General features: G+C 67.0%; 16 protein-coding genes and 1 tRNA gene. 4 read left to right on the top strand and 13 right to left on the bottom strand.

The window, feature by feature from the left end; translation table 11 throughout:
• From trkA to QLQ83_RS15905, 6 genes are all read right to left on the bottom strand, one after another.
• Entirely contained in the window at positions 1-1,374 is a 1,374-nt protein-coding gene (gene trkA / locus QLQ83_RS15880) for a Trk system potassium transporter TrkA (protein ID WP_282736389.1), read from the bottom strand.
• On the bottom strand, positions 1,371-2,117 hold the full coding sequence (locus QLQ83_RS15885; protein ID WP_282736488.1) for a response regulator transcription factor: 747 nt from the start codon (positions 2,115-2,117) through the stop codon (positions 1,371-1,373). Before QLQ83_RS15885 ends, trkA begins: the two co-directional genes overlap by 4 nt.
• Positions 2,107-4,086 carry a DUF4118 domain-containing protein gene (locus tag QLQ83_RS15890; RefSeq protein WP_282736489.1) on the bottom strand — a complete coding sequence of 660 codons (1,980 nt, stop codon included), beginning with the start codon at positions 4,084-4,086 and terminating at the stop codon, positions 2,107-2,109. Before QLQ83_RS15890 ends, QLQ83_RS15885 begins: the two co-directional genes overlap by 11 nt.
• 30 nt (positions 4,087-4,116) lie before the next feature.
• Entirely contained in the window at positions 4,117-5,607 is a 1,491-nt protein-coding gene (trkI, locus tag QLQ83_RS15895) for a Trk system potassium transporter TrkI (protein ID WP_411971139.1), read from the bottom strand.
• 242 nt (positions 5,608-5,849) lie between these two features.
• Positions 5,850-6,452 (bottom strand): hypothetical protein, encoded by a 603-nt coding sequence (locus tag QLQ83_RS15900; protein ID WP_282736490.1) that lies wholly within the window; start codon positions 6,450-6,452, stop codon positions 5,850-5,852.
• Between the two features lie 248 nt (positions 6,453-6,700).
• Entirely contained in the window at positions 6,701-7,108 is a 408-nt protein-coding gene (locus QLQ83_RS15905; protein ID WP_282736491.1) for a hypothetical protein, read from the bottom strand.
• Between the two features lie 191 nt (positions 7,109-7,299).
• Here QLQ83_RS15905 and acuR point away from each other — a divergent pair, with 191 nt between their 5' ends.
• Positions 7,300-7,938: an acrylate utilization transcriptional regulator AcuR gene (gene acuR / locus QLQ83_RS15910; RefSeq protein WP_282736492.1), complete on the top strand. Its 639-nt coding sequence runs from the start codon at positions 7,300-7,302 to the stop codon at positions 7,936-7,938.
• Positions 7,939-8,005: 67 nt separating this feature from the next.
• Positions 8,006-8,989 (top strand): acrylyl-CoA reductase (NADPH), encoded by a 984-nt coding sequence (gene acuI / locus QLQ83_RS15915; RefSeq protein WP_282736493.1) that lies wholly within the window; start codon positions 8,006-8,008, stop codon positions 8,987-8,989.
• 102 nt (positions 8,990-9,091) lie between these two features.
• Here acuI and QLQ83_RS15920 read toward each other — a convergent pair whose 3' ends face one another.
• The 5 genes from QLQ83_RS15920 to QLQ83_RS15940 form a co-directional block, all read right to left on the bottom strand.
• On the bottom strand, positions 9,092-10,399 hold the full coding sequence (locus QLQ83_RS15920) for an ATP-grasp domain-containing protein (RefSeq protein WP_282736494.1): 1,308 nt from the start codon (positions 10,397-10,399) through the stop codon (positions 9,092-9,094).
• A gap of 84 nt (positions 10,400-10,483) precedes the next feature.
• The gene (locus QLQ83_RS15925) at positions 10,484-12,415 is read right to left on the bottom strand and encodes a hypothetical protein (protein WP_282736495.1); all 1,932 of its coding nucleotides are present in this window, start codon (positions 12,413-12,415) and stop codon (positions 10,484-10,486) included.
• A gap of 192 nt (positions 12,416-12,607) precedes the next feature.
• Positions 12,608-13,663, bottom strand: a complete 1,056-nt coding sequence (locus QLQ83_RS15930; protein ID WP_282736496.1) for an alpha/beta hydrolase — start codon at positions 13,661-13,663, stop codon at positions 12,608-12,610.
• Positions 13,664-13,671: 8 nt separating this feature from the next.
• Positions 13,672-13,974: a winged helix-turn-helix domain-containing protein gene (locus tag QLQ83_RS15935; protein WP_282736497.1), complete on the bottom strand. Its 303-nt coding sequence runs from the start codon at positions 13,972-13,974 to the stop codon at positions 13,672-13,674.
• Between the two features lie 16 nt (positions 13,975-13,990).
• Positions 13,991-14,986, bottom strand: a complete 996-nt coding sequence (locus QLQ83_RS15940; protein ID WP_282736498.1) for a hypothetical protein — start codon at positions 14,984-14,986, stop codon at positions 13,991-13,993.
• Between the two features lie 227 nt (positions 14,987-15,213).
• On the opposite strand from QLQ83_RS15940, the gene QLQ83_RS15945 reads away from it, so the two are divergent.
• On the top strand, positions 15,214-16,518 hold the full coding sequence (locus tag QLQ83_RS15945; RefSeq protein WP_282736499.1) for an ATP-grasp domain-containing protein: 1,305 nt from the start codon (positions 15,214-15,216) through the stop codon (positions 16,516-16,518).
• A 28-nt stretch (positions 16,519-16,546) separates the two neighbouring features.
• Positions 16,547-18,571, top strand: coding sequence for a CocE/NonD family hydrolase (locus tag QLQ83_RS15950; protein WP_282736500.1), 2,025 nt, complete (start codon positions 16,547-16,549; stop codon positions 18,569-18,571).
• A 12-nt stretch (positions 18,572-18,583) separates the two neighbouring features.
• Here the strand turns inward: QLQ83_RS15950 and bioA are convergent, their stop codons facing one another.
• Positions 18,584-19,870 carry an adenosylmethionine--8-amino-7-oxononanoate transaminase gene (gene bioA / locus QLQ83_RS15955; RefSeq protein WP_282736501.1) on the bottom strand — a complete coding sequence of 429 codons (1,287 nt, stop codon included), beginning with the start codon at positions 19,868-19,870 and terminating at the stop codon, positions 18,584-18,586.
• Between the two features lie 117 nt (positions 19,871-19,987).
• Positions 19,988-20,072: transfer RNA gene (locus QLQ83_RS15960), tRNA-Leu, on the bottom strand.
• Positions 20,073-20,102 lie beyond the last annotated feature (30 nt).

Raw genomic sequence — 20,102 nt, forward strand, 5'->3', positions numbered from 1 at the left:
TCAGAAGAACGTCAACCCGACCTGGAAGAGCCGCTCCACGTCGCGCAGCCGGCGCTTGTCGATCACGAACAGGATGACGTGGTCACCGGACTCCACCACCACGTCGTCATGGGCGATCAGCACCTCCTTGCCGCGTACCACGGCGCCGATGGTGGTGCCCTGGGGCAGGTCGATCTCGCCGATGGCGCGCCCCACCACCTTGGACGACTGGGTGTCGCCGTGGGCGATGGCCTCGATGGCCTCGGCCGCGCCGCGGCGCAGCGAGTGGACGTTGACGATGTCGCCGCGCCGCACGTGGGTCAGCAGGCTGCCGATGGTGGCCTGCTGGGGCGAGATGGCGATGTCGATCTCGCCGCCCTGCACCAGGTCGACATAGGCGGCGTTGTTGATCAGCGTCAGCACCTTCTTGGCGCCCATGCGCTTGGCCAGCATCGACGACATGATGTTGACCTCGTCGTCGTTGGTCAGCGCGCAGAAGATGTCGCAGTCCTCGATGTTCTCCTCCTCCAGCAGCCGCTTGGCGGTGGCGCTGCCGTGCAGCACCACGGTGCGGTCGAGGCGTTCGGAGAGCTGGGTGCAGCGCTCGAGGTTGTGCTCGATGATCTTGACCTGGTGGCTGTGCTCCAGGTGCTCGGCCAGGCGCTCGCCGATGTTGCCGCCGCCGGCGATCATCACCCGGCGGAAGTCGCGGTCGAGGCGGCGCAGCTCGCTCATCACCGCGCGGATGTCGCGCCGGGCGGCGATGAAGAACACCTCGTCGTCGGCCTCGATCACGGTGTCGCCGCGGGGAATGATCGGCCGGTTCTGGCGGTAGATGGCCGCCACCCGGGTGTCCACGCTGGGCATGTGGCGGCGCAGGAAGCCCAGCTCCTGGCCGACCAGCGGGCCGCCGTAGAAGGCCTTCACCGCCACCAGCTGCACCAGGCCGCCGGCGAACTCCAGCACCTGCAGGGCGCCGGGATGCTCGATCAGCCGGCGGATATGGTCGGTGACCACCTGCTCGGGGCTGATCAGCACGTCGATGGGCACCGCCTCGTGGGCGAACAGGCCCTTGCGGGTCAGGTAGGCGGTGGCACGCACCCGGGCGATCTTGGTCGGCGTGCGGAACAGGGTGTGGGCCACCTGGCAGGCGATCATGTTGACCTCGTCGGAGTTGGTCACTGCGATCAGCATGTCGGCGTCCTCGCAGCCGGCCTGGCGAAGCACCATGGGGTAGGAGCCGGCCCCGGAGACCGTGCGGATGTCCAGGCGGGTATGCAGCTCGCGCAGGCGCTCGCCGTCGGTGTCCACCACCGTGATGTCGTTCTCCTCCCGGGCCAGGTGCTCGGCCAGGGTGCCGCCGACCTGGCCGGCGCCAAGAATGATGATCTTCACGGAAGGGTCTCCTTCTTGTTGTCGCCGGGATCGTCGGTGCTTTCTGGCTCGATCATCAGGCGGTAGCCGATCCCGGCCTCGGTCTGCAGCAGTGACTGGTCAGCGGGATCATCACCGAGCTTCTGGCGCAGCTTGCTGATCACGATGCGCAAGTAGTGGGTATCCTCGGCGTGGCTCGGGCCCCACACTTCGCGCAACAACTGTGTCTGAGTGACGACCCGGCCGCTGTGGCGGCATAGGCGTTCGAGCACGGCGTACTCCTTGGGCGTCAGGTGAACGGGTGTGCCGTTTCGCCACACACGCCGTTCGATGGGGTCGATCACCAGGCCGTTGCCGCGGTAGCGCAGGCCTTCCGGCATGCCCTGGGGCACCTCGCGAACACGCAGCAGGGCACGGATGCGTGCCAGCAGTTCCTGGATGCCGAAGGGCTTGGTCACGTAATCGTTGGCACCATGGTCCAGGGCCCGGACCTTCTCCCCCTCCTGGCCGCGTACCGAAACCACGATGATGGGCACCTGGCCGCGTGCACGCAGCCGATCGAGCACCGCCTGGCCATCCATATCGGGCAGGCCCAGGTCCAGCAGGACGAGATCCGGGGCCTCCTTCAGGGCCAGCGCCAGCCCTTCGCGACCATTCGCCGCCTCGTAGACCACGAAGCCCTGGGAGACCAGGCTGATGCGCAGGAAGCGGCGAATCTGCGGCTCGTCGTCGATGACCAGGATGCGTTGGGGTTCACTCGACATGGTGGCGAGGCTCCTCGGTGGCGTCGGGCAGTGGCAGGCGCATCACGATGCGCGTGCCGGTTCCCTCACGGCCAGGCTCGGCGACGATGGTGCCGGCATGGGCGCCGAGCATGCCGCGACAGATGGCCAGCCCCAGGCCGCTGCCATGGCGGCCGCGATCGCCCTCGCCGCCGGTGGTGAACATGTCGAACACCCGTTCGCGCAGGTGGGGCTCGATGCCGGGGCCCTGGTCGGTCACCGCGAGCCATAGCTGGCCCGACGCGACCCCGGCCTCAAGGCGCAGCGTCCCGCCTGGCGGCGAGAAGCGCGCCGCATTCTCGATGACATTGACCAGCGCCTGCTCGATGAGCGCCGGATGCACGTGCAAGAGCGGCAGGTCCTCCGGCCAGTCCCGCTGCACGCGGAGCCCCTGAAGGGCAGGCCCCAGACGCCGGAGGGCACTGGCCACCAGGTCTTCCAGCGAGATCCAGTCGCGCTCCAGCTTGAGGCCGCCCTGTCCGAGCCGCGTCATGTCCAGCAGGTTCTGGATGTAACGATCCAGACGCTCACTTTCACTCAAGATGCCGTCGAGGAGTTCGGCACGGTCGGTATCATTGAGTTGATCGGCCAGGTCGCGCAGGGTGCTGGCGGAACCGATGATCGAGGCCAGGGGCGTTCTCAGATCATGGGAGACCGATGACAACAGCGCCGAGCGCAGACGCTCGTTTTCCTCGGAAAGCCGCGACGCCTCCAGGTCGGCGACCAGGCGAGTCCGCTCCAGCGACAACGTCAGCATGCGCAACATGGCATCGATGCGCCCTTCCTCGTCGGGCGATGGCGGGTGCTCCCGCTTGCCCAGGGCAAGGCAGATCAGCGCCACCAGCCGATCCTGCTCCACCAGCGGAATGATCTGCCAGTCGGTATCCATCGGCTGTTCGGTCCCCTTGCCGCTGGGACGACGGTGCAGACGGGTCCACGCCACGGCGGTCCTGGCATCGGGGTCAAGGCGGTGTCCCGCCGGCGCACTATGGAGCAGTGCCCCATCACCCTTGTTGTCGGTGGCGTCCAGCATCACCACCGGACACCCGAGCCAGCGCATCAGGGTGGCCACGCCCACTTCGCCGACGCGTTCCCGGTCCGTCGCCACCGCGAGTTCCCGGGAGAAGATCAGCAGCTGGTAGGTCTGTTCGCGGCTCGCACGCAGGGCAAGAAGGCGCTTTCGGGCGCTCCCTGCCAGTTGCCCGACCACCACGGCGACCAGCAGGTAGACCACCACGGTGACCAGTTGATCGTCTTCCACCATGGCCAGCGAGTAGCGCGGTTCGGTCAGGAAGAAATTGAAACTGACAAACCCCAGCACGGCGGCCAGCATGGCAGAGCGGGTTCCCGCCAGGGTGGCACTGACCAGTACCGCGCCGAGAAACAGCAAGGACAGATTGCCCAGTGCCAGCCAGGACTTCAGGCCTGCGGAGAGGGCCAGCGCCGCCAGGGTCGAGCTCAGGGCAATACCCGAATCCCGCCAGTGCCAGAGGCGTTGGCGTTGGCGAGGGCGAAAGCGTGGCCGCTGACGTGCCTCGGCCGCCACCACGAGGTCGAAGGGTCCTCCCAATCGCGCCAGGCGCTCCGCCAGGGGACGACGCCAGACTCGCCAGCCCGATGGGCGGCCATGGCCGACCATCAGGGTGGCAACCTTCAGCTCATTCGCCAGTGCCAAGAGCTCGCGGGCACGATCCTGTCCCGAGACCACGCGGACATCGCCGCCCAGGCGCTGGACCTGGGCAAAGTCGCGCTCCAGCATCAGCCGCCTTTGCGGATCCTCTCTGTCGCTCTCGACGTAGGCGGCACACCACTGGACGCGATCACGAGACGCCAGGCGATGGGCGGCACGTACCAGAGCGGCATCCTCAGCCCCGCCGCTCAGCGCGACCAGCAGCCGAATGGGCGCCGGGTGGCGCGACGGACTGGCCGTGTGCTCTTCGATAGCCTGCATGCTCATCTCGAGGGCCTTTTGCATAGCCGCCTATCGCCGCCAGAACATCGGGGTCAGGAGTACCAGCACCGTCAGGATCTCCAGGCGCCCCATCAGCATCCCGATGCACAGCAGCCACTTGGCAGCATCCGGCAGGGTGGTGAAGTTGCCTGACGGGCCGATGATGTCGCCGAGCCCCGGTCCCACATTGGCCACGGCCGTGGCGGCGCCCGAGAGCGCCGTGATGAAGTCCAGTCCCATGAGCGATAGCCCGAGCGCCAGGCCGGCGATGGTCAGGAAGAAGAAGAACGAGAACGCCACCACACCCCGGGTGATCTCGTCGGTCAGCGCCTGGCCATTGTAGCGCGAGACAAAGACACCACTTGAGTGGATCAGGAAGCGCAACTGGCTGACCAGCAGCAGCATGGCGACCTGGAAGCGAAAGATCTTCATGCCCCCGGCGGTCGAGCCACTGCAGCCCCCGACGAAGGTGAGGTAGAAGAAGGCCACCGTGGCCATGGGGCCCCAGAGCGTGTAGTCATCCGACGCATAGCCGGTGGTGGTGACTACTGAGATGACATTGAAGACCACGTGGGTGAGTGCCTCGAAGGGTGGCGTACCCAGCGATATGCGCCACAGCGTCAGCAATAGGCAGACCGTTGCCAGCAGGATCAGCAGCCCATGCACCTGCTGGTCCCGCCACAGGGCCATCCGTGCCCCGCGCAACACGCGGATGTAGAGCACGAAGGGCAGGGCGCCGCAGAGCATGAAGAGGCTGGCCATCCACAGGAGGTGAGGGGCGTCGGCATAGGCCCCGAAGGAGGCATCGGAGTTGGCGAAGCCGCCCGTGGCAACCGAGGTCATGGCGTGCACCACGGCATCCAGCGGTGCCATGCCACCCAGCCAGTAGGCGAGCATCGCCGTGAGCGTGAAGCCACAGTAGATGCCGAGCGTTGCCTTGGCGATGCCGCCGGTACGAGGCATGACCTTCTCGGACCAGTCGGAGGACTCGGTGTGGAACAGGCGCATGCCCCCGACCTTCAGGAAGGGCAGGATGGCGATCCCCATGACGATGATGCCGATGCCGCCCAGCCACTGCATGATGCCACGCCACAGCTTGAGGCCGTCTGACAGGAACTCGATGCCCTCGAGAATCGTCGAGCCGGTCGTGGTGATCGCCGACACCGACTCGAACACGGCGTTGGTGAAGGAGAGCTGTGGCGCCCCCAGTACCAGCGGCAGGCTGGCGAATCCGCTGACGGTGATCCAGCTCAAAGCCGTCAGCACGAACATCTGCCAGGACTTCAGCTCCACGGCGACGCGGAAGGTGACGGCCCAGGTGAGGACCACGGCCCCCAGGACCAGCAGGATCGACAGGCCGAAGGCCGTGGCGTCGGGATCTTCCTCGATCACCAGCACTGCCCAGGGGAGTGCCATGAACATCGCCAACACCAGCCAGAGGACCGACACCGCCTTGAAGACCGGTGCCCACTGGCGAAATCGATCACTCAGGTGGCGATGGAGGCTCAGCGTCCTGGACATCTTCTTGTCCCACTCATCAGAGAGGGGCCCATGCAACCATGCAGCGACATAAAAAGTCCGTAAAAAATGACCGCACAGTGATGACAGGGGAGTAGGCGTTGAGGGGGCATGATGGTGCGCTGAAGAAGGCGTAAAGCAGGTGTGGCGCCCCATGGGGCGCTTGGAGTGGCCTTTGCAGCATAGGGATACGAGAGCAGGGGAGGAGCTCCTCCTTGCTGCCTCCCCCGCATTCTCAGGTGGTCTCAGGCGTTCCAGGCGTTGCAGGTGACCGCCGGGTTGAAGGGCTCGAGGTTGCCGTTGGGGTTGTCGCGGAACCAGACGTGCTGGTCGTAGTGGGGCTCGAAGTGGTGGGCCTCCTCGGCAGGCGTATCGGGGTCGTCGACCATGTAGTCCCAGCGGCGACCCGCGAGGGTCGGTGGCTCGCCATGGCCCGCGGCCTCCCAGGCCTTGCGGAACACCAGGTTCTCGACCCCGACCAGCACCAGGGAGCCGTCCGCCTGGGGCTCGTAGAGCAGGATGGCGGGGGTCATGAAGTCGGTATGGGTGCTGGTGCCGTCGACTCGGGGGGCGGTGACCGTGAGGCCGAGCAGGTCCGGGCGCAGGTAGTGGATGCCCATGTCACCCAGCTCGGCAGGCAGACCATGGGCCGCGGCACTCACGCACTCGCCGGAGGGATCCGGTTCGTAGCCTTCCGCCAGTGCCACGTTCACATCCTCGAAGCGCACCGTTGCCGCCTTGATCGACGCGATCAACGCCTCGACGTCATCGGCCCGGGCGCTGTCGTCCGGCAGGCAGGCCGCCGCCAGCCCCGCGGTAATGACGCCTCCCCACAAGATGCCACGCATAGGATTCTTCCTCCTGTAGGCGTGGTGCCGGCTCGCGCTTGCAGGCGCCCGGCACGAAATGCGCCCCTGTGCTTGCCGCAAGGGGCGCGAAACGGGTTGGACCATCGCTTGAACTATAGCGCCGGGGCAAACCCGGACCGGCTGATATTGTCGTGATACTCCGGTAACAGACGGCCTCAGCTGCGGGGACGAGCCGCTTTCGGCGGCCGGGGTGGCACGCGGGCAGCGAGAAACACTGCCCTGCGGCCTCAGGAGAGGCGGCGCCAGCCCTCGCGGAGGTGGCGGGTGGCGTTGTGCCAGAGGCCGGTCGGGGCGGCGGCCGTCGGGGTAGCCAGCGCGACGAGCGCGCGTTGCAACCCGACCAGGATGGCATCCAGGTGACGGTGGCAGAGGGTGCTGTTCAGCCCGCCCGGGCAGTGGGCGAGCAGCTCGTCGCACTGGGTAGAGGCGGCCTCCAGGGCCAGATGGGCCTCGTCATGGTCTATGGCCTCGTCGCGGCAGGCCTTGAGGTCACGACAGAGCATCCTCAGCATCTTGCCGTCGAGCCAGCAGGGCAGGCCGTCGCTCGCCTTGCCGGCCATGGAGTGCTTGATGGCCTGGAAGGAGACCTGCAGGAAGACGACGGTGGTGTACACCCTGGGGCGTTCGGGATTCATGACGGTCGACCCCGCAACAGTCTTTTAATGAGAATAATTATCGATAGTAGGCGTGCCCGGCCGCGCCTGTCAATGCGGGGCACCAGGCCAGGCTTGCGGGAAGCGGTGGGTACTGCCTCCATCACTGTGTGCGCTGTGCAGGGGGCTCCTGGAGGCCTTGAATTTATAGACGATCGGTCTATATTAAAGGCATGACACGAACGACCTCTCTTCCCAAGCCCCGTCGTGGTCGTCCGCCCCGCGTCCCCCGCGACGACCCGGATACCCGCGCGGCCCTGATTCGCAGCGGGCTCGAGGTGCTGACCGAACAGGGCTTCACCGCGTCCGGCATCGACGGCATCCTGCGGCGCGTCGGCGTGCCCAAGGGCTCCTTCTACTACTACTTCGACAGCAAGGAGGCCTTCGGGCGTGCCGTCATGGAGCATTACGGCGCCTACTTCGCCAACAAGCTCGACCAGCACCTGCTGGACGCGTCATGCCGGCCCCTGCAGCGCCTCGAGGCCTTCGTCGCCGATGCCAGGGCTGGTATGGAACGCCACCACTTCCGCCGGGGCTGCCTGGTAGGCAACCTGGGCCAGGAGGTCGGAGGGTTGCCGGAAGGCTATCGGCAGTGGTTGCGGACGACCCTCGACGACTGGCAGCAGCGCGTGGCGCGGTGCCTGCGCGAGGCCCAGGCCGCCGGTGAGCTCGCTGGCGAGGCTGATTGCGACTGGCTTGCCGAGGCCTTCTGGATCGGCTGGGAAGGGGCGGTCATGCGCGCCCGGCTGGAGGGCCGCGCCCGCCCCCTGGAGATATTCATCACCACCTACATGGAAGGGCTGCCCCGTTAGCCCGGGGCGCGTTCATGTCCTTGTATAGACGACCGGTCCATAAATCGACGTATCAATGAGGTTCACGATGTTCAAGGTAATCCTGATCGACAAGCACGACGACAGCCAGCGTGTGGCGCTGGAGACACTCGACGACTCGCGACTCCCCGAGGGGGACGTGACGGTGCGGGTCGAGTGCAGCACGCTCAACTACAAGGATGCCCTGGCCATCACCGGCAAGGGGCCGGTGGTGCGCACGTTTCCCATGGTCCCCGGGATCGACCTGGCGGGCACGGTCGAGAGCTCGACGGCCGAGGCCTATCAGCCCGGTGACGCCGTACTGCTCAACGGCTGGGGTGTCGGAGAAACCCACTGGGGCGGCCTGGCCGAGAAGGCCCGCCTGGACAGTCGCTGGCTGATCCCCCATCCATCGGCCTTCAGCGCCCGTCAATCCATGGCCATCGGCACGGCCGGTTACACCGCCATGCTGGCGGTCATGGCGCTGGAACGCCAGGGCGTGACGCCGAACCAGGGTGAGGTGCTGGTGACCGGTGCCAATGGCGGCGTCGGCAGCTATGCCATCGCGCTCCTCTCGCGGCTGGGCTATCGAGTCGTGGCCTCCACTGGACGCCCGGAGGAGACAGACTATCTCGAGGGCCTCGGGGCCCGGGAGGTGATCGATCGCAAGACGCTGTCGGAGCCCGGGCGGCCCCTGGCGAAGGAGCGCTGGGCGGGGGCCATCGATTCGGTGGGCAGCCACACCCTGGCCAACGTCCTGGCCGCGACCCGCTATGGCGGCACCGTCGCGGCCTGCGGGCTGGCACAGGGCATGGACCTGCCGAGCAGCGTCGCCCCCTTCATCCTGAGGGGCGTGACCCTGGCGGGGATCGACAGCGTGATGCGGCCCTACGAGGATCGCGTCGAGGCCTGGCGTCGGCTCGGCGAGCTGTTGGCCCCAGAGCAGCTCGACGCCATCACCCGCACGATCGGCCTGGAGGAGGCCATCGACACGGCGGGCGAGCTGCTCGCCGGTCGGGTGCGCGGGCGCGTGGTGGTCGACATGGCACGCTAGTCAGGCGATCGGATGTGGGACCGCCAGGCATGAAAAGGGCAGGGGGCCAGCCCTGCCCCTTGTCATTTACCGCCTCGACAAGAGGCTGTCGTCAAGGCGTTATCAGACGTAGAAGTCCAGGTCTTCCTGCGCCTTGAGCAGGTCCCGCATCCTGATCGGATCGTCACCGAAGAAGAACACGAGGCCCCAGTGCGTGCCGAAAGCGGAGCGGTCCGGCACCGTCTCTTCGGCCGGCGCCACCAGCTCGTGAGACTCGAAGTACGGGTGCTCGATGGTTTCCTTGGGCATCTCCAGCTTGCTGACGACACGACGCCGTGGGTACACGCCAAAGCAACCTGCATAGCCTTTCGCGTCGACCACTTCGCGGGGGAAGAAGGCATCGACCTCCTCCTTGGTGCTCTTGGGGTCGAAGACCAGCATCGATGCCTGGTAGGCACTGAACCCGTAGGCGCGCTCGATGAGCTCGAAGGCCTTGAAACCGGGGGGACGATAGGCGACCTCGCCGAAGTACATTTCGCCATCCGCCGCCACGAAGTACTCGGGATGGATCAGGCCGAACTGGATGTCGAACGTCTTGATCAACTTCTTGATCTGCTTGGTGATGGCATCGCGCCAGCTCTCGAGTTCCCTGGTGGCGGGAACGAACACCGAATAGCCCAGGGTGACGTACTCGGAGATGTTGAGGAACTTGATCTCACCATCATGGATCCAGGCCTCGACGGCAAACTCCCAGCCATCAAGGTGACTCTCCATCAGCAACGGATACTCTTCGGCCGGTATGCTGTCGATCTCATCGATCTTGCGGATCATGCGGTGTCCGAGACAGCCCGCCTTGTCGAAGGCCTTGACGTGAATCGGGTCATCGGGGTCGCCGTCGAGCTTGAGCAGCGTCTGGTTGACGCGTTTCATGAAGCGGACGATGTCCTCTTTCTCGTGAGCTTCCTCGAAGATCCCCACGCGAATACCGCCAAGCTGGGCGCGGCGTTTCATCAGTGCCTTGTCCCGAAACAGGATGGATTGCCCGTACATGCGGGGGTTGTCCATAAGCACGGAGTTGATCGCGCCTGACCATTCGACGGTCTCCTCGAACAGCGGGATGGCCACATCAACGCCTTCCGCCTTGAGCCGCTCGGCAATTTCCATGGATCGATCATTCAGGCGCACGAAATCCCATTGAATGTAGGGGATCTTGTTGGCTTCACAGAAGTCGGCGGCCCAGTCGGGCGCCACCACCACGTAGCGGCGGTCAAACTTCTGAGCGGCCTTGATGGCATTGACGCTCCAGCCCAGCAGCGCGATATATCCCTTGTTGGGATCCTTGGGCGTTTCCGTTCCGCGGACCGAATCCAGTGTCGGGTCGGTCCAGCTTGAAACGTCCTTGGAGGCCGGGGTTTCTGATGCAATCGACATGTGTTGCTCTCCTTCTGCCCTGGGCAGAACATTGGCGCTCGATCTTAGCGGTCTTGTCGAGCTAGAGGGCCAAGCATCCTCGGGCTATCGCCCCGACGCCCAGCTATCCCGGGCCAGACGCATGGCCCGGTCCACTTCATCGTTTGGCACATCGGCCGGCTCGCCCTTCTCGAGCGGGTCGTAGTGAAAGACGTACAGCCGTGACGCGAACTGGGCAACCGGTAGCGAGGCCTCGCCGTAGAGTTCGCCATTGCCCTGGGTCGAGGTGACGATGTCCTGCCCCCAGTCCTGCCCGCTGTCGTTGTTGGGATTGAAGAAGTACACCCGCATGACCTGGCTCGGATCGAGCGCCAGGCGCTGGATCGTGATCGCGTGCCAGCCGAGAAAGCGCGTGGCGCTATCGGTCACGGCAATGCCCGCGGGCTGCGGATTGATCACCGGAATGTTGCCGTTGTAGAAGGGGTGATAGGCCGCATAAAAGTCTCGGATAAAACCCTCGAAGTCCTTCAGGCCACCGGTATACACATCGACCGCGATGCGGAAGCCATGGCCCACATGATCGCCATGGAACTCGGCGTTGACCCACTTGTGCGGATCCTCTCCGCGGCCGGCGCTGCGGCGTCCCATCTCGAAGTAGATGCGATCGAGGTGAGGGACGGTGAGCAGCGAGACGGCATCCACATCCACGGGTGGCTCGGCTGCCAGGCCCGCGCCGAGCTCACGGGAGGAAATGTTGTGCCCTTCGAAGCGCATCACGATCTCGTCGTCTCGCGCCGCCCAGGCGACGATCCGCAGCAGGTCGGCCGGCGTATTGAAGGCCCACATGGACAAGGCGCGTGTCGACTGGCAGGTGGGGTAGTTACCCTGGCCCACGCCCAGCGGGCGGCCGAGCACATTGAGAACGTCGGCGAGCAGAAAGCATTCTGGCGAGCGGCGGTGCCCGAAGACAGCAACGATCTTCTGTGCCGCGGCATCGCACAACGATAGCCTCAGCTGCCGCCACAGCGACGGTGCCACCGGAGGCGAATACAGAATGCCTCGCTCGAGCATCATGGCTAGACCGTAGGCGGCCTGACTGGTTTCGGCAAACAGGGCGTCATCGATCAGCGTGTGAATCAACGCCGGGTAGCAGTGAAAGGCGTCTGCCCCGGTATGGCTCAGGCCGAGTGCCGTGGGGATCAACGCGTTCCATCGGCTGCGCAGGTAACGGATGAACCCCGGCATGTAGGGCGAGACCAGGCCGGTACTGTGCATGGCCTGGGCAAAGGCAATGGCTTCCCTCAGCAAGGCCGCGTCGTCCATGCTCGCCAGCCGCTCGGCGTACACCTCGAAGCCGGGATCCTCGCGGCAGCCCTCGGTGGGGCTGAACACGGCATTGATCAACTGCAGGGCGTCGTCCCCGACCTCGCCGGCCATGGCATCCGGGTTGTTCAGGCAGGTGGCAATCTGGGTCACCATCTGCTTGACGCCATCCACCTGCACGGGGCGTTGTGCCAGGATTCGCCAGACCTCGGCTACCAGGTGCTCCAGAAGATTCCGGTAGCCCAGGTGTTGAAGCAGGTAGCGATACAGGTTCTGGACGGCGTACCCGAGCCGGTCAGGCCGCAGCCGGTCGCTCTCCTGCAGGTCGCTGACCACGATATCGAGGTTCATGGCCATCACCTGGGCGAGGAAGTGATGAGCGTGCTCCGCCGAGACCGAGGGGTGCGAATAGTCGCCCTTGGCGACGGCCAGCAAGCGAATCTGGCTCAGGCTCTCGACCAGGGTGGCGACCGGGTCGCCGTGTCGCACGGTACGCACGGCGAGCGAAGGCACCAGTGTCTGGGGATAATCCCAGTCGCTGCCTCCGAAGAACCCGGCGGCCTCGATCGTTGGTACGCGTGCGTAGAGGGCTTCCAGCCCCCTGGCATCGAACATCAGGGGGCGTGCCGCATCGATGACCTCGAATACGGGAGAGACTTCTGCAACGGCATTCGCGGCGGAAAGCCGCTCGATGGCGGCGTCGAGCTGCTTCACTAGCTCGCCTGAAGTGCCATCGTCATGATGGGCAGAGTCGTTTGTATCTACTCTCATTGATCCTACAGTCCGTCCTATCTCGGGACATGTCAATCACATCTGGACGGGCCATGCGCAGGACATTCTGCAGCGCCAGCCCGTGTCGCAACGGCGAACCCCGGCGGACATGCTCCGTTACTCTATCCTTGGGAATCACTCGGAAGACTGATCGCAGAGGGTCCGGCGGGCCTCCCGGCGGTCGCGCTCGTGCCCGGAGGGCAGGGGAGCGGTGGGGTCGGCCAGCCAGGCCGCGATATCGGCCTCGGTGCGCTCGCGCTTCGTGTAGCGGGTGAGCATGTGGTAGCCCTGCGGGTAGACCGCCAGGCGGATGCCCTCCTTCTCGGGCAGGCGCTCGAGCAGGGCGCAGATCGCCTCCGGCGGGATGATCTGGTCCTCGGTGCCATAGAGGATCAGCGCCGGGGCGGGCAGCCGGCGGGCGGCCTCCAAGCTCGCGTCCATGGCCAGGCTCACCCCATGCAGGGTATCGACGCGCGCGCGGCGCAGGATCAGCGGGTCCTCGGCCAGCCGGCGCTTCATCTCGGGGTCATCGGTGGGTTCGATGCCCAGGCGCTGGACCGTGCTCGAGGAGAAGCTCAGGGCGGGGAAGAGGCGCACGCCGAGCCACAGGCCCAGGCGCTGGTACCAGGGCATGGCCTCGAAGCCCCACACCGCGGGCGCGATCAATACGCTGCCGTCCACCGGCGGTGGATTGTCGTCGCTCAGGGCGAGGATCGCCACCGCGCCCCCCATGCTGTGGCCGACCAGGTAGAGTGGTGCCTCGGGATGGCGCTCGTTCAGCAGTTCGGCGAGCAGGGTGACGTCGGCGGCCAGTCGCTGGTGGCCCGGCCAGATGCGTCGCTGGGCCGTGGTGCCGAAGCCGCGCTGGTCGTGGGCATAGAGGGTGATGCCACGGGGTACCAGGGCCTCGGCCAGGACCTGATAGGTGCCGCCGTGCTCGTTGAAGCCGTGGATCCCCAGCACGATGGCCTGTGGCTCGCCCTCGGCCGGCCAGTGGCGAAGCGGCAGCCGGTAGCCATCCTCGGCAATCACCTGGCCCTGCGCCAGCCGGACCGCGTCGGTGCCGGGCCCCGGCGTCTGGCGCAGGGCCCCTTCGCCACAGCCGGCCAGCAGGAGCAGCAGGCCGAGCGGCGCGATACGCAGGGCAAGTCGCCGGGCTCTGCCTGCCGTTCTCCCGGCCCGGGCTTTCACCGTGCTGCTCACGGACTGGACGGATAGCCCAGGGCGTCTCGCAGCCGCCCGGCGTGCGCCGCCACCCACGCCGGGTCGATCGGGCCCCAGTCTCGGATCACGTAGGCGCCGATGTTGTGGCGCTCGCCGGCCAGGTGCTCGAACTCGCAGAGGATGTCCAGCTCGCCCAGGGCCCCGAGGGTGTCCTGGGCGGTGCGTCGGGGCATGCCGGTGGCCGCGGTGATGGCCGGCACGCTGGCGGTACCGGTGGCCACCAGGTGAGCCACGTAGAGGCGGCGGTAGAAGCTGGTGCGGGTCTTGCTCAGGGTCATGCGGGCATCCTTCGCGTTACAGGGTGACGCGGTCGATATGGCGGCGGAAGTACATCTCCAGGCGCAGGGTCAGCGCCCATCGAGGGTCGCGGTCGGCGTCCCGAGGGAAGTGCAGCGAGGGGGCGACGTCCAGGAAGGTGAAGCCCTTGTGGACGTCGCGGCGAAACCGCACCTCGAGGTAGCTGTCCTCGATGACGGGGTGGGAACCACTTTCGCCGATCACGCCGCCTGAGGTGCGCAGCACGCTGCGGCGGTTGAGGCGGCGGTTGAGCTCCACGGCCTGGCTGAACTCGAGGCGGTCGACCTCTTCGCGCCACTGGGCGTTGGTGAGAAGGCGCAGGTGGCGCTTCTCGTCCAGCGGCCTGCCCAGGTCCCAGCGGGTGCGGGCGGAGTAGCCGTCGCCGTTGAACCAGGAGAGGCGATTGTCGCTGTGCAGCTGCCAGGGCCCGTCCTGCAGGGTCCAGAGCCGCTGGGTGGTCAGGCGCGCGTAGGGTTCCAGCGGCAGGCGCAGCTTGATGCCGGCGCCGCCCCGGGTGTTCCAGTGGCGGGCCTTGTCCTTGTCGCCGAGGCGGTTCAGGCCCACCAGCAGGTCGCCGAGGCTGTCGGCGCGGTCATCGCTGAGCGCCGACTCACGTTCCGCCAGGGTGCCGCGGGTCTCGTCGGGCTCGCTCTCGATGATCAGTCGCAGGCGCTCCTCGGTGGTGGGCAGGTCGAGGCGGAAACGGGCGCCCAGGTCCTGGTCGAAGGGGTCGCCCTCGCGCCAGTCCCACTCCTGGCTGAGGCGCAGGTAGGAGTCGGTATTCACGCTCAGCGCATCGGTGGTGCCGAAAAAGCCGTCGATGCCGCGGGAGGTGCTCTCCACCCAACGCGAGAGACGGGCATGGAAGGGCCCGATCCGCTGCTCCGCCCAGGCCGGCAGATCGCTGTCGTCGTCGATCGCCCGGGTGTCGGCATGGGCGGCGAGGCCGAGGCTGACCAGCCACATGGCCACCAGTGTGCGCAAACCCTTCATTCCCGTATCCCTTGCCTTTTTCGGGGAAGTCTACCGGCTTCTCCAGCATCGGCACCATCGTCTTGCACCCACGGGGCGGATTTCCGGGCACGAGCGTTCGGCGGAGTCACGTTGATCGATATCAAGGCAGGCCGACAGATAGCTGCCATGCTGGAGGGACGCCTAGGGTTCCTGGATCGCGCCGGCAGTGCCCTCGCCGTTGGGATACGCATGCCGGAGGAGGCTACATGAGCTGGAATGTCTTTATCATCGGCCACGATGCGCTGAGCAAGCGGATGCTGCCGAACCTGCGCCACGTCGAGGACTATGCCTTCCACGAACTGCTGTCCCTCGAGGAGGTCGTGCACGCCGAGGAGTACCCCTTCGCTCGCCTGGTGTCGGATGCCCTCGCCCAGCTCGAGCGCTTCCCCGGGCCGGTGGATGCCATCGTGGGGTACTGGGATTTCCCCACCAGCGGGCTGCTGCCGGTCCTGCGCCGGGAACGGGGCTTGCCGGGCCCGTCGCTGGAGGCCTTCCTCAAGTGCGAGCACAAGTACTGGAGTCGCCTGGAGCAGGCCCGGGCCGTGCCGGAGTGCGTCCCGGCCTTCCAGGCGCTCGACCCCTTCGACGACCAGGCCGTCGAAGCCGTCGAGATCGACTACCCGTTCTGGATCAAGCCGGTGAAGGCCCACTCCTCGCATCTCGGTTTCCGCATCGAGAACGCCGACCAGTTGCGCGAGGTGCTGCCGGCGATCCGCCGTGGCATCGGGCGTTTCGGCCGCCCCTTCGACGAGATCACCGCCCTGGCCGACTTGCCCGCGGAGGTGGCGGCGGTCACCGGGCATCACTGCATCGCCGAGGCGATCATCTCATCCGGCCGCCAGTGCACCCTGGAGGGCTATGTCCAGAACGGTGAGGTTCACCTGGTCGGCATTGTCGACAGCCTGCGCGACGCCACGCACTCCTCCGTGCTGCTGCGCTACGAGTATCCCTCCTCGCTGCCCGACGAGGTGCAGGAGCGGATGCTGGCGATCACCCGGCGCTTCCTGACCCGGATCGGCTATGACGATGGGCCGTTCAACATCGAGTACTACCTGGACGAGCAGACCGACCGCATCTGGCTGCTGGAGATCAATGCCCGGATCTCGCGTTCCCATGCGGCGATCTTCCAGCTGGTCGACGGCGCCCCGCACTTCCAGGTGATGGTGGACGTGGCGCTGGGGATTGCGCCGCGCATGCCGTACCGCGAGGGCCGCTATCCCGTCGCCGCCAAGCAGATGCTGCGGGTCTTCGAGGATGGCTGGGTGCGCCGGGTGCCGACGGAAGCGGAGATCCGCCGGGTCGAGGAGGCGTTCCCGGGCACCCTGGTGCATCTCAACGTGCGCGAGGGCATGCGGCTCTCGGAGCTCAAGCACCAGGACTCCTTCTCCTGGGAGCTTGGCGTGCTGTTCACCGGGGCCCAGACCCGCGAGGCGTTGACGGAGCGGATCGAGTCGTGCCGGCGGATGCTGCCCTTCGAGATCGCGCCACTCTCCTCACCGGAGCCTCGCTGAGCCATCGCCCTCCCTGAAGGAGACCGTCATGCGCGTCGTGACCGACTTTCCCCATCCGGTCGAGTGCCGGGATCCCGTCTGGATTCCCATGGACGACGGGGTCGAGCTGTGCGCCCGGCTCTGGTTGCCGGAGGGCGCCGAGCAGGCTCCGGTGCCGGCCATCCTCGAATATATCCCCTACCGCCTGCGCGACGGCTCCGCGCGGCGCGATGCCATGCACCACCCTTACTTTGCCGGGCACGGCTATGCCTCGCTGCGGGTGGACCTACGCGGCAGCGGAGACTCCGGCGGCGTGCTCACCGACGAGTACCTGGAGCAGGAGCTGGAGGACGGCGAGGCGATCCTGCGCTGGATCGCGGCACAGCCCTGGTGCGGCGGCAAGGTCGGCATGATCGGCATCTCCTGGGGCGGCTTCAACGGTCTGCAGCTGGCCGCCCGGCGGCCTCCCGAGTTGCACGCGGTGGTCAGCGTCTGTTCCACGGATGACCGCTACGCGGATGACGTGCACTACATGGGGGGGTGTCTGCTCGGCGACAACCTCTCCTGGGCCTCCACCATGTTCGCCTACAACTCGTTGCCGCCGGACCCCACCGTGGTCGGTGAGGCCTGGCGCGAGATGTGGCACCGGCGGCTCGAGGGCAGCGGCCTGTGGCTTTCGACCTGGCTCGAGCATCCGCACCGGGACGGCTACTGGCAGCACGGCTCCATCTGCGAGGACTTCTCCCGGGTTCAGGTGCCGGTGCTGGCCGCCAGCGGCTGGGCGGACGGCTACTCCAACGCGGTCAAGCGACTGGTGGCGAACCTGCCCGACCTCTGCAAGGGGCTGATCGGTCCCTGGAGCCACAAGTACCCCCATCTCGGCGAGCCGGGACCGGCCATCGGCTTCCTGCAGGAGTGCCTGCGCTGGTGGGACCAGTGGCTGAAGGGCGTGGACAGGGGCGTGGAGCGGGATCCCGCACTGCGAGTGTGGATGCAGGACAGCATGCCGCCGACTACCCGCTACGGCTGCCGGCCGGGGCGCTGGGTGGCGGAGCCGAGCTGGCCATCGCCCAATGTCACCCACTGGCGCCTGCCGCTGGCGCCGGGGCGACTGGCCCTGGATGGCGCGCGCAGCGACGAGGAGAGCGCACTCAGCGTGCAGTCGCCGCTGACCTGTGGCCTTTTCGCCGGCAAGTGGTGCTCCTATGCGGCGGGTCCCGACCTGGCCCATGACCAGCGCGAGGAGGACGGCGGCGCCCTGATCTTCGACACGCCGCCACTCGAGGCCACCCTGGAGATGATGGGGGCGCCGGAGCTGGAGCTGGAGCTGGCCGCCGACCGACCCGTGGCCATGGTGGCGGTCCGGCTCTCCGACGTGGCGCCCGACGACAAGGCCACCCGAGTGACCTACGGCCTGCTCAACCTGACCCACCGCGAAAGCCATGAGCTGCCGTCCGTTCTGGAAGCGGGCCATCGCTACCGGGTTCGCGTGAAGCTCAACGACGTGGCACAGGTGTTTCCCCGCGGCCATCGGCTGAGGCTCTCGCTCTCCACCTCCTACTGGCCGCTGGCCTGGCCCCCCCCCGAGCACGTGCGGCTGACGGTCTTCGACAAGAACAGCGCGCTGCACCTGCCCGTGCGCCCGCCGCGCGACGAGGACGAGCATCTGGCTCCGTTCGCCGAGCCAGAAGCCGCGCCTTCCATCGACACCACGCGCCTCGAGCCCGGACACCATAACTGGTATGTGCATCGCGACCTCGCCGAGGACCTCTCTACCCTCGAGGTGATCAACGACAACGGTCGGATCCGGCTGGAGGACAGCGGCATCGAGGTGGCGACATGCGCGGTGGAGACCTATCGCTCCCGGGACGACGACTTCTCCTCCCTGGAGGGAACGACCCTCTGGGAGCGTTCGCTGAAGCGGGATGACTGGGAGGTGCGCACGGTGACCCGCACCGTGCTGACCTCGACGGCCGGAGAATTCCGGCTGCATGCCACCCTGGATGCCTACGAGGGCGAGCAGCGCGTCTACAGCCGCAACTGGGATGTCGCCATCCCGCGCCGGCTGGTGTAGGCCTCGGCGCGCTCAGCGCGCCAGGAACCAGCCCTTCATGACGTCGGTGATGCGTCGCATGTCGGTCTCGGCGGTGACGTAGGCCGGCATGGTGTAGAGCCAGCGGCCGATGGGACGCAGCCAGACGCCCTGCTCGCGGGCCCAGTCGCCCACGCCGGCAAGCGCCGCCGCATCGCGGGCCTCGATCACCGCAGTGGCCCCCAGTACCCGCACGTCCGCCACCGCCGGGTGCGTGGCCAGCGCCTGGTCCTCGAGCAGGGCCTCGCGCAGCACCCGGCTGAGCCCGGCGATCTTGCCCGGGTAGTCCTCCTCCTCGAACACCGCCAGGCTCTCCAGGGCCACCCGGCAGGCCAGCGGGTTGCCCATGAAGGTGGGGCCATGCATGAAGGCGTGCTCGGGGGAGTCGCCGATGAAGGCGTCATGTACCCGGTCGGTGGCCAGCGTCGCGGCGTGGCCCAGGTAACCGCCGGTGAGCCCCTTGGAGAGCACCATGATGTCTGGCGTGACGTCGGCGTGGTCGGCGGCGAACATTCGCCCGGTGCGGCCGAAGCCGGTGGCCACCTCGTCGAACACCAGCAGCACGTCGAACGCGTCGCACAGCTCGCGCGCTCCCTGTAGATAGTGGGGCGAGGTCATGTTGAGCCCGCCGGCGGCCTGCAGCAGCGGCTCCATCAGGAGCGCTGCGATCTCCCGATGGTGGCGCTCCAGCACCTCGCGCAGGGCGTCGAGGTCCGCCGCCACCGCCTCGGGCTCGGCATCGAAGGGGGCGGTGGGCGCCGGGGCGAAGGGGTGCCGGGGCAGGTAGCCGGCGAACAGCGAGTGCATGCCCTCCTCGGGGTCGCAGACCGCCATGCAGCCGGCGGTGTCGCCGTGATACGCCTTCATCAGTGAGAGCAGACGATGCTTGTCCGGCCTGCCGCGCAGCTGGTGGTACTGCACGGCCATCTTCATGGCCACCTCCATGCCCACCGAGCCGCTGTCGGAGTAGAAGACGTGGTTGAGTCCCGCCGGGGTGACGCGCACCAGTTCCCGGGCCAGGCGGTCGGCGGGCTCATGGGTCAGGCCGCCGAGCATCACGTGGCAGAGCTCGCCGGCCTGTTCACGGATCGCCGCCACCAGGCGCGGGTGGGCGTAGCCGTGGATCATGCACCACCAGGAGCAGGTGGCGTCGAGCAGCGTCTCGCCGCCCTCCAGGGTGAAGCGTGGCCCCTCGCCGCCGACCACCCTGGGCGCCGGGCGCTGGGTCTTGAGATGGGCATAGGGGTGCCAGACGGGAGAGGGGGGCAGGGGAGAGGACATCAGAGGGCTCCGTGGCAGCGGTGAAGTGATATGACAGGCACGCGAAGGCGCCGCGCACCTCGGGGAGGTGACGGAAGCATCGCGTCGAAAACGGGAGAGCGTAACGGGGAACCACGATGGTGCGGATGGGGAGACTCGAACTCCCAAGCCCGAAGGCACCAGGACCTAAACCTGGCGTGTCTACCAATTCCACCACATCCGCACGGGCAGGCAGGCGACCACATTCTACGGA

This window comes from Halomonas rhizosphaerae (assembly GCF_030010555.1).
Lineage (GTDB): Bacteria > Pseudomonadota > Gammaproteobacteria > Pseudomonadales > Halomonadaceae > Halomonas > Halomonas rhizosphaerae.

What these genes read in the sequence shown, in the direction of transcription:
- QLQ83_RS15885 (WP_282736488.1), bottom strand. Translation starts at nt 2,117, where the DNA reads ATGTCGAGTGAACCCCAACGCATCCTGGTCATCGACGACGAGCCGCAG.
- QLQ83_RS15890 (WP_282736489.1), bottom strand. Translation starts at nt 4,086, where the DNA reads ATGCAGGCTATCGAAGAGCACACGGCCAGTCCGTCGCGCCACCCGGCG.
- trkI (WP_411971139.1), bottom strand. Translation starts at nt 5,607, where the DNA reads ATGTCCAGGACGCTGAGCCTCCATCGCCACCTGAGTGATCGATTTCGC.
- QLQ83_RS15900 (WP_282736490.1), bottom strand. Translation starts at nt 6,452, where the DNA reads ATGCGTGGCATCTTGTGGGGAGGCGTCATTACCGCGGGGCTGGCGGCG.
- QLQ83_RS15905 (WP_282736491.1), bottom strand. Translation starts at nt 7,108, where the DNA reads ATGAATCCCGAACGCCCCAGGGTGTACACCACCGTCGTCTTCCTGCAG.
- acuR (WP_282736492.1), top strand. Translation starts at nt 7,300, where the DNA reads ATGACACGAACGACCTCTCTTCCCAAGCCCCGTCGTGGTCGTCCGCCC.
- acuI (WP_282736493.1), top strand. Translation starts at nt 8,006, where the DNA reads ATGTTCAAGGTAATCCTGATCGACAAGCACGACGACAGCCAGCGTGTG.
- QLQ83_RS15920 (WP_282736494.1), bottom strand. Translation starts at nt 10,399, where the DNA reads ATGTCGATTGCATCAGAAACCCCGGCCTCCAAGGACGTTTCAAGCTGG.
- QLQ83_RS15935 (WP_282736497.1), bottom strand. Translation starts at nt 13,974, where the DNA reads ATGACCCTGAGCAAGACCCGCACCAGCTTCTACCGCCGCCTCTACGTG.
- QLQ83_RS15940 (WP_282736498.1), bottom strand. Translation starts at nt 14,986, where the DNA reads ATGAAGGGTTTGCGCACACTGGTGGCCATGTGGCTGGTCAGCCTCGGC.
- QLQ83_RS15945 (WP_282736499.1), top strand. Translation starts at nt 15,214, where the DNA reads ATGAGCTGGAATGTCTTTATCATCGGCCACGATGCGCTGAGCAAGCGG.
- QLQ83_RS15950 (WP_282736500.1), top strand. Translation starts at nt 16,547, where the DNA reads ATGCGCGTCGTGACCGACTTTCCCCATCCGGTCGAGTGCCGGGATCCC.
- bioA (WP_282736501.1), bottom strand. Translation starts at nt 19,870, where the DNA reads ATGTCCTCTCCCCTGCCCCCCTCTCCCGTCTGGCACCCCTATGCCCAT.